The sequence below is a fragment of the Mesorhizobium sp. M7A.F.Ca.CA.001.10.2.1 genome (genome assembly GCF_003998575.1).
GTDB lineage: Bacteria > Pseudomonadota > Alphaproteobacteria > Rhizobiales > Rhizobiaceae > Mesorhizobium.
The window spans coordinates 1-7,792 of record NZ_RZQY01000258.1; the positions used below are offsets into that span (position 1 = coordinate 1).

Genomic DNA, 7,792 nt, shown 5'->3' on the forward strand with positions numbered 1-7,792 from the left:
CCTATGAGACCTCGTTCGGCGGCATCTACAGCGGTACCAAGGCCTATGTCGTCAACTTCACCGAGGCTCTGCACCGCGAGGTCGAGGGTACGGAGGTGAAGGTGCAGGTGGTGCTGCCGGGCGCGACACGGACGGATTTCTGGGAGCTTGCTGGCAGCGATATCGACCAGCTTCCGAAGGAAATCATCATGAGCGCCGACGATATGGTCGATGCGGCCCTTGTCGGCCTTGCCAGGGGTGAAGCCGTCACCGTGCCGGCGCTCGCCGAGCCAGCCAAACTGGACATTTTCCTCGGTGCCCGGCAGGCCTTCTACGGCAGCCTGCACGCCGACAAGCCGGCAGCCCGCTACGCGGCTTGAGGGCCACCTCTGTCCCCCGCTCTGTCGCTACGCTATGCACACATCTTCTGTGACTGGCGTGACTGATCGGTGTGAGGCTTGATTGCCACGTGGTTCCCCCAATCCGTCGCTGCTTCGCAGCGCCACCTTTCCCCCCTCCGGAGGGAAAGGAAGGGAGCTTTGCTGGACGAGCGTTGACGGCAAAAAGCCTGGCGCCTTTCCTCTACCCCGTCGATCGGGGGAGAGGTGGCTCGGCGAAGCCGAGACGGAGTGGGGGTCGACCAGCGCCGCATAAGAGCTTTGTTGGGGCAAGCCCCAGGTTCTGCAAGGCCGCCGCGTCCCTACACCGTCCGCCACATCGGAATGATCGAGGCGGCCAGCACCAGTGCCAGCACGATGTTGAGCGCGCGCCATTGCCATTCGGTCTTGAGCAGCCGCGCCAGCACCATGCCGGCCACGCACCACAGTGAAAGCGAGGCGGCGGCCGCGAGGCCGAAGGTGGCGCCGAGCAGCAGCGCAAGTTGCACCGGTCCGCTGGCCAATGCCGCGAACGAAGCCGCGGCGCCTAGTCCCATCGCCCAGCCTTTCGGGTTCATCCATTGAATGCCGGCGCCGCCCAGAAAGCTGTTCGGCCTGGCCATGCTCACATCCAGATTGGGCGGTCCGCTGCGGCCGATCTTGATCGCCAGCCAGAGGAGATAGAGCGAGCCGACGACCTTCATGGCCAGTTGCAGCGAAGGCACGGCAAGCAGCAGACCGGCAAGCCCGGCGGCAGCGGCACCCGTGACGGTGGCGAGGCCGGCGGCGCTGCCGACCAGCAGGGGCACGGAACGGCGAAAGCCGAACTGCGCGCCGGACGCCGTAGACAGGGTCGTGGCGATGCCGGGCGTGGTGGTGGCGACGATGGCAAAAAGGATGAGCGGGAGAATGGGCTCGAGCATGCGGCGTCCTCTGTCAGAGGGCTGCGATCGTAGCTGCGTGCGAACTTCAGTAAATGCAATGTTTGCTATGGTCAGCATTAGGATAGATAATGCCACCCATGATCCGAAATCTCGACATGGCGCTGATCCGCACCTTCATCACCGTCGCCGACAAGGCCAGCATGACGGCGGCGGCCAATGCGCTGCACCTGACGCAGGGTGCTGTCAGCCAGCAGGTCAAGCGGCTGGAGGAGGCGCTCGGCTCCAGCCTGTTTACGCGCGACCGGCGCGGCTTGCGGCTGACGCGCGCCGGTGAACAGCTGTTCGGCAGGGGCAAGCGGTTGCTGGCCTTGAATGACGAGATCTGGGCCGAGATGGCTGGGACTTTGGTGGCCGGCCAGGTGCGGCTCGGCGTGCCCTACGACCTTGTCGGCACCTTGCTGGCGCCGGTGCTGAAGACCTATGCCGAGACCTATCCGCAGATCGAGATATCGCTGGTCTGCGCCTCGTCGCCGGAACTGACGGCTGCCCTTGCGGCCGGGACCATCGACCTTGCGGTGATCGAGGAACGCGTCGGCCCGTCGGCCGGTGAGTGCCTTGCCATCGACCGGCTGGTCTGGGTCGGTGCCAAGGGCGGCATTGCCCGCGCCAAGCGGCCGCTGCCGGTCTCGATCGTCGCCGATACCTGCGCCTTCCGTCCGGCGGTGCTGGCGGCGCTCGGTGAGCATGGGCTGGAGTGGCGCACCGTGTTCGAAAACGGCAACATCGACGCGACGACGGCGACGGTGCGGTCGGACCTTGCCGTCACCACCTGGCTGGCCTCCACCGTGCCGGCCGATCTGGACATACTGCCATCGGAGTCCGGCCTGCCGCCGCTGCCGAATTTTGCCATCAACCTGCATCTGCCGAGGCACGGTGTCGGGCCGGCGGCGCAGGAATTCGCGCGGCATATCCGCGACGGGCTGGCGCGGCGGCCGGTGGCTGCTTGAGCCAGGCAGAACTTGGGTTCCTCTCCCCCGTCGATCGGGGGAGAGGTGTCGAGTTGTCCGAACCGGATAGATAGGTAACAGAATGGACCGATAGCATGGGTGACAGTTTTCTTGCTGGTCGGGTATGTCTGTCTTGCGGCGGCGGCGCGATTGACGAGCGGCTTCCCCCACTCCGTCGCTGCTTCGCAGCGCCACCTCTCCCCCCTCCGGAGGGAGAGGAAGGGAGCCAACCTTTCTAAAGCTCGCGCCTTTCCTCTACCCCGTCGATCGGGGGAGAGGTGGCTCGGCGAAGCCGAGACGGAGTGGGGGTCGATCTTTCATCGTGGGGCGAGGAACCCAGGTCCTGCTACTTCCAGTTCTTGCGCCGTTCGAGCTCGGCCTCGGATGGCTCCCCTGTGACAAACGAGCCGACCTTGATCTCGCCTGATCGTTCGTAGGTCGCCATGATGACGCCGGTGCTGGTTGCCTGCGACTTGATGAGCTTGAAGGCGGCCGGCATCGCGCTGTCGCCGAACAGCCGCTTGCCCTTGCCCAGCAACAGCGGGAAGATCATCAGCCGAATTTCGTCGATCAGCCCGTTGGCGAGCAAGGTCTGGATCAGATCGCCAGATCCCTGGATGAGCAGGTCAGGGCCATCCTCCTGCTTGAGGCGGCGCAACGTCGCGACGATATCGGGTCCGAGCGCTTGCGTGTTCTGCCAGGTGAGGGTGTCAGGCCGATGCGTCGCCACATATTTGGTCGCGGGGTTGAAGGCATCCGCGATCGGATCCTTCTGATACGGCCAGTAGGCGGCGAAGATGTCGTAGGTTCTGCGGCCGAGCAGCAGGGCGAAAGGCTTGGAGAACAGTTCATCCATCGCCGCGCCCCCCGCCTCGTCAAAGTAATGGAAGGTCCAGCCGCCGAACTTGAAGCCGCCGACCGGATCCTCTTGCGGGCCGCCGGGCGCCTGCATGACGCCGTCGAGGCTGACGAATGTCGCCGAGATGATCTTTCTCATTCCAGTGCTCCCGTTCTTCGGTCCACGCCGTCGTGGCCGGACTTCAGCCCAAGGACGGGCGACGAGCCACCAGTCCGACATATAAATTTTGGCGAACCACCATCATTTGCGAGGCCCGGGGTGGAGATCTTCCGACGAGAACCAGACATCGCCCGATATGGCGGTGGCGGTGTCGTCCGGCGCCCTGTCCTGCACCAGCCAGATCGAGCGGCTGCGCGCGGCCTGCTCGCGCGTCGGGATCCTCGACGCTGAGTCTGCGAGCGAGGCGCCGACGCAGGGAATGAACCACGATCGCATGAACGGATCGCAGGCGAAGCCTTTTTCGGTGCGGATCACCATCACCGCCAGCGGGACGCGCTCGGCCGGGCGCCAGGGGAAGATCATGCGGCCGCCGGGCCGCAGCGCCTTCAGCCACCCTGCTGGTGGCGCTGCGACGCCAGCATTGACGTAGATGATGTCGGATGGCGGCAGGGGCGTCGTCACCGCATCGCCATGGACGACCGTTGCATTGCCATATGCTTCGAGATTTTTGCGCGCCAGATCGGCCAGCTTTTCGTCGAGTTCGAAGCCGGTGACGGTGCCGCCTGGTAAAACCAGCTTGGCCAGCACGGCGGTGTAGTAGCCGGTGCCGGCGCCGATATGAGTGACGGCCTCGCCAGGTTTAGGCGCAAGCTTTCCGATCCACATGGCATGCAGGAAGGGCTCGCCATTGTTGATGCCCTTGTCGTCGTCGAGCGTCACCAGCACGTTCTGGTAGACATGGGCCGGGTCGGCGCTCGGCGTCGTGACCTTGCCGTTGCCGGCGATGACCGTCCACGGCCCGGGACCGAGAAACGCCTCGCGCGGCACCTCGGTGAAAGCCGCTTCCAGGCGTGGGTCGGGCGAGCCGGCATGGGCGACCAGCAGCCGCGCGTAGAATTTCCTGATGTCTTCGATCCGGGCCATGCTGCGGGACAACATAGCGCGGATTGCCGATTTGTCGCGAGACTACCCTTGGCGCACGGTAGTCGATTTTCGAAGCGGAGCTTAGCCGATGCCGAACATGGTGTCGTAGAGCAGCTTGAAGTTGAGCCCCAGGATGACCGCGGCGACTACCCAGGCAAGGGCGGCGACGCCGCGCGGAATGGCGAGATTGCCCATCTTCTTCTTGTCGGAGACGAACTGCACCAGCGGGACGACCGCGAAGGGCAACTGCATCGACAGGATCACCTGGCTGAACACCAGCAACTGGCCGGTGCCCTTTTCGCCATAGAGCGCGGTGACGACCACCACCGGGATGATGGCGAGGCCGCGCGTCAAGAGCCGGCGTGCCCAGTTGGGGATGCGCAGGCGCAGGAAACCCTCCATGACGATCTGGCCGGCAAGCGTTGCGGTCACCGTCGAGTTCAGGCCGGAAGCCAGCAGCGCCACCGCGAACAGGATCGAGGCGATGCCAAGGCCGAGCAGCGGCGACAACAGCTCGAAAGCCTGGCCGATCTCGGCAACATCCTGATGGCCGGTGTTGTGGAAGGCGACCGCCGACACGATCAGGATGGCGGCATTGACGAACAAAGCCAGCATCAGGGCGATGGTCGAGTCCGTCGTTGCCCATTTGATGGCGTCGCGCTTGCCCTTTTCGGTGCGTTCATAGGCGCGGGTCTGCACGATCGAGGAGTGCAGATAGAGATTGTGCGGCATGACGGTGGCGCCGATGATGCCGATGGCGATGTAGAGCATCTCCGGGTTGGTAACGATCTGCGACGATGGCACGAACATGGCATGCAGGATCGAGCCTGCCGGCGGGGCGGCGACGAAGATCTGGATGGCGAAGCAGCTGAAGATGATGATCAGCAGCGCGACGACGAAAGCTTCGAGATAGCGGAAGCCCTTGTTCATCAGCAGCAGCACGAGGAAGGCGTCGAGCGCCGTCAGCATGGCGCCGCCGATAAGCGGAATGCCGAACAGAAGTTGCAGCGCGATCGCGGTGCCGATGACTTCGGCCAGGTCGCAGGCGATGATGGCCAGTTCGCAGGCAATCCACAGCACGAAGTTGACCGGACGGGGATAGTAGGCGCGGCAGGCCTGGGCGAGGTCGCGGCCGGTGGCGATGCCGAGTCGTGCCGCCAGCGCCTGCAAAAGGATCGCCATCAGGTTGGACAGCATGATGATGAACAGCAGCGTGTAGCCGAACTGCGCGCCGCCGGCGAGGTCGGTCGCCCAGTTGCCCGGATCCATATAGCCGACCGAGACCATGTAGCCGGGACCCATGAAGGCGAACAGGCGGCGGAACCAGACCCCCGAACTCGGAACGGCGATCGACGCGTTGACCTCGCGCAGGCTGGGCTCCTCGTCCTCGTCGGGCCTGGCGAACCGCCATGAGGAACGGGAGGCTGTGGCTTCGACTTCGGACATGGGGGAGGGCTTTCCGGGAGACTGGGCGATGTTCCCTTAAGCTATGCCATGGCTCAACATTATGCAATATGCTATATTTCATTGTCGGTGCTTTTTATTCTGCTGGCGGTATCGGGCGAACTCGCAATCGGAAGTCCGGTTGCACCTGTTGCGGAATGCAAATAAACGGCCTGAAGAATCAGAGCCCGTGCTATGAAAGCATGGATGGCAAATAGTCCTGGGAGGAGCGCGTATTGGCGCTGAAGAACAGACCGGTCCCGCGCGAGCCGCTGCTCGACGCCGAAATTCATTCGGAGGGCTTCCGGCAGCAGCGCGAAGCGCGCCGCAGCGCGCTGGTCGAGGATTATGTCGAGCTGATCGCCGACCTGATCGAAGACGGCAACGAGGCGCGCCAGGTGGACATCGCCGCACGCCTGGGCGTCGCCCAGCCGACAGTGGCCAAGATGCTGACCAGGCTGTGCGCCGACGGCCTGGTGTCGAGAAAGCCCTATCGCGGCGTGTTCCTGACCGATGCCGGCCGCAAGGTCGCGGAGCAAAGCCGCATCCGCCATCAGACGGTGGAAGCCTTTTTGCGCTCGCTTGGTGTCAGCGCCGAGACGGCACGCATCGACGCCGAAGGCATCGAGCACCATGTCAGCGCCGAGACGCTGGAAGCTTTCCGCAAGGCGATGACGGCGCGCTGAGCCGCCAGATTTCCGGCGCTGCCGGAACCGTCGCACGCCGGGCACGTTGCTCCCGACAGCGCGCGTTTTGTCGCGCGAACGGAGGAAGCGATGGGCATCGAACAAGCACCGACCGCAAAGGGCAAGCAGGCGGCCGCGGGACTGAAACGGGCGGCGGCGAGGGACGAGCGCAAGACCGAGGCGGAAACCGGCCGTCCGCTTAAAAAGGGCGCGGCGCGTTTCGAGGAACGGTCGAAGAGCTCTGACGGCAAGAGCGCCGGCGCCAAACAGGAAGATTAGGCGTCTGACGTGATTGGCTGCAGGCCAAGGCCGCTGTTGGACGTGGTTTACGTCCTTTCTTGCGGCAGTGTCTATCGCCCTCCGCTATGGCTGCGGGCGTTCGAGCCTTTTGAAAGGTCCAGTGGACCTTTCAATTTGCCTGCGGCAAACCGTTCCCTCACTCCCTGACATCCTGCACCCAGCTGCGCGGGTGGCCGTCGACGCGGAACTGGAAGATGAAATAGGGCGGGATGCAGGTGCCTTTGCCGGCTTTTGCCTGCACCAGATCGTCATAGCCTGCGGTGCAGATATAGTCCTCGCGGCAGGGATGCGCCTTGTCGCAGGCGCGCAGGCCGGCGGTCTTGGTGAATTCCTTCGTGCAGAATTTGTGGTCCTTGCCCGACGCGATGCAGTCGTTGAAGCCGGTCTTGGCCAGACGTCCGCACGTCGCCTCGTCGGGAAGCTTGTCGCAGCTCGCCTTGCGCAGCATGCCACCGGGAAAGCCGCCGGTCTTCTGCTGCGGATTGTCGTAGCGCTGGCGCGCCGCGCCATAGCCGGCGAGCTTGACCGGCGGCTTCTTGTCCCGCGCCGGGTCGATAGCGCAGGCCTTGGCGGTGGTCGGCGAGATGCGGCAATATTGGTCGCTGCCCCAGCTCGACATCCTGATCTCGCCGAACTCGACGGGATCACCGACCGCGGTGCCCGCGTCACTGACGCAGGTGCCGAAGCCCGGATGGATGGCGCTTTCGTGGACACCTGCGCAGCGCAGGCCCGCACCGCAGTTCCAGTCCTTGAAACTTGCATCCTCGCCGCGATAGCAGATCGAGCCCCAGCCATTGTAGAGGTCGGTGCCTTTCAGCGCCTCGGCATATCTGGCGTCCGGACGGGCGGCGAAGCCGCGCGTAAAGTCCGGGTGACTGCCGGCGGCGAACTGCTCGACGATGGCGCGGCGGCGCGGCAGGTCGGCGAAGAACACAGCCGAGCCCGGCACGAAGACGGCGTTGCGGCGCGGCTCGCTGGCCGGATCGGCGCCGGTGTAATGAAAGCCGGCAATGCCGCGCGTCTGATGGCAACCGGTGCAACTCATCTCGTTGAGCCGCAATTTGAAGCCGGCCGCCGACTTGATGGTGGCGAGCGTATTGCCCCTGGCGACGTAGTCCTTCAGCGCCTTGTCGATGTCGGCGTCGTCGACCAGCCCGTAGACGATGTTGTTCTG

8 protein-coding genes and 1 pseudogene are annotated in these 7,792 nt (G+C 64.5%); 4 read left to right on the plus strand and 5 right to left on the minus strand.

Features of this window, described 5'->3' with window-relative positions; translation table 11 throughout:
• Nucleotides 1-359: SDR family NAD(P)-dependent oxidoreductase (locus EN964_RS17555; protein WP_127276576.1), on the plus strand; the 359-nt coding region annotated here is incomplete at its 5' end.
• A gap of 320 nt (nt 360-679) precedes the next feature.
• On the opposite strand, the gene EN964_RS17560 is transcribed toward EN964_RS17555, so the two are convergent.
• On the minus strand, nt 680-1,279 hold the full coding sequence (locus tag EN964_RS17560) for a LysE family translocator (RefSeq protein WP_127271220.1): 600 nt from the start codon (nt 1,277-1,279) through the stop codon (nt 680-682).
• Between the two features lie 98 nt (nt 1,280-1,377).
• Between EN964_RS17560 and EN964_RS17565 the strand changes: the two genes are divergently transcribed.
• The gene (locus EN964_RS17565) at nt 1,378-2,247 is read left to right on the plus strand and encodes a LysR family transcriptional regulator (protein ID WP_127271238.1); all 870 of its coding nucleotides are present in this window, start codon (nt 1,378-1,380) and stop codon (nt 2,245-2,247) included.
• A 346-nt stretch (nt 2,248-2,593) separates the two neighbouring features.
• Here the strand turns inward: EN964_RS17565 and EN964_RS17570 are convergent, their stop codons facing one another.
• From EN964_RS17570 to EN964_RS17580, 3 genes are all read right to left on the minus strand, one after another.
• Nucleotides 2,594-3,244 carry a dihydrofolate reductase family protein gene (locus EN964_RS17570; RefSeq protein ID WP_127271024.1) on the minus strand — a complete coding sequence of 217 codons (651 nt, stop codon included), beginning with the start codon at nt 3,242-3,244 and terminating at the stop codon, nt 2,594-2,596.
• Between the two features lie 102 nt (nt 3,245-3,346).
• On the minus strand, nt 3,347-4,189 hold the full coding sequence (locus EN964_RS17575; protein ID WP_164749051.1) for a protein-L-isoaspartate O-methyltransferase: 843 nt from the start codon (nt 4,187-4,189) through the stop codon (nt 3,347-3,349).
• Nucleotides 4,190-4,270: 81 nt separating this feature from the next.
• Nucleotides 4,271-5,635 carry an Nramp family divalent metal transporter gene (locus EN964_RS17580; RefSeq protein ID WP_127271218.1) on the minus strand — a complete coding sequence of 455 codons (1,365 nt, stop codon included), beginning with the start codon at nt 5,633-5,635 and terminating at the stop codon, nt 4,271-4,273.
• 233 nt (nt 5,636-5,868) lie between these two features.
• Here EN964_RS17580 and mntR point away from each other — a divergent pair, with 233 nt between their 5' ends.
• Entirely contained in the window at nt 5,869-6,318 is a 450-nt protein-coding gene (gene mntR / locus EN964_RS17585; RefSeq protein ID WP_127271216.1) for a manganese-binding transcriptional regulator MntR, read from the plus strand.
• Between the two features lie 90 nt (nt 6,319-6,408).
• On the plus strand, nt 6,409-6,597 hold the full coding sequence (locus tag EN964_RS17590) for a hypothetical protein (protein ID WP_127271214.1): 189 nt from the start codon (nt 6,409-6,411) through the stop codon (nt 6,595-6,597).
• Between the two features lie 157 nt (nt 6,598-6,754).
• Here the strand turns inward: EN964_RS17590 and EN964_RS17595 are convergent.
• Nucleotides 6,755-7,792, minus strand: a pseudogene (locus EN964_RS17595) (hypothetical protein); the annotation flags it as partial.

Coding starts and splice junctions, on each gene's coding strand:
- EN964_RS17560 (WP_127271220.1), bottom strand. CDS start 1,279: ATGCTCGAGCCCATTCTCCCGCTCATCCTTTTTGCCATCGTCGCCACC.
- EN964_RS17565 (WP_127271238.1), top strand. CDS start 1,378: ATGATCCGAAATCTCGACATGGCGCTGATCCGCACCTTCATCACCGTC.
- EN964_RS17570 (WP_127271024.1), bottom strand. CDS start 3,244: ATGAGAAAGATCATCTCGGCGACATTCGTCAGCCTCGACGGCGTCATG.
- EN964_RS17575 (WP_164749051.1), bottom strand. CDS start 4,189: ATGGCCCGGATCGAAGACATCAGGAAATTCTACGCGCGGCTGCTGGTC.
- EN964_RS17580 (WP_127271218.1), bottom strand. CDS start 5,635: ATGTCCGAAGTCGAAGCCACAGCCTCCCGTTCCTCATGGCGGTTCGCC.
- EN964_RS17590 (WP_127271214.1), top strand. CDS start 6,409: ATGGGCATCGAACAAGCACCGACCGCAAAGGGCAAGCAGGCGGCCGCG.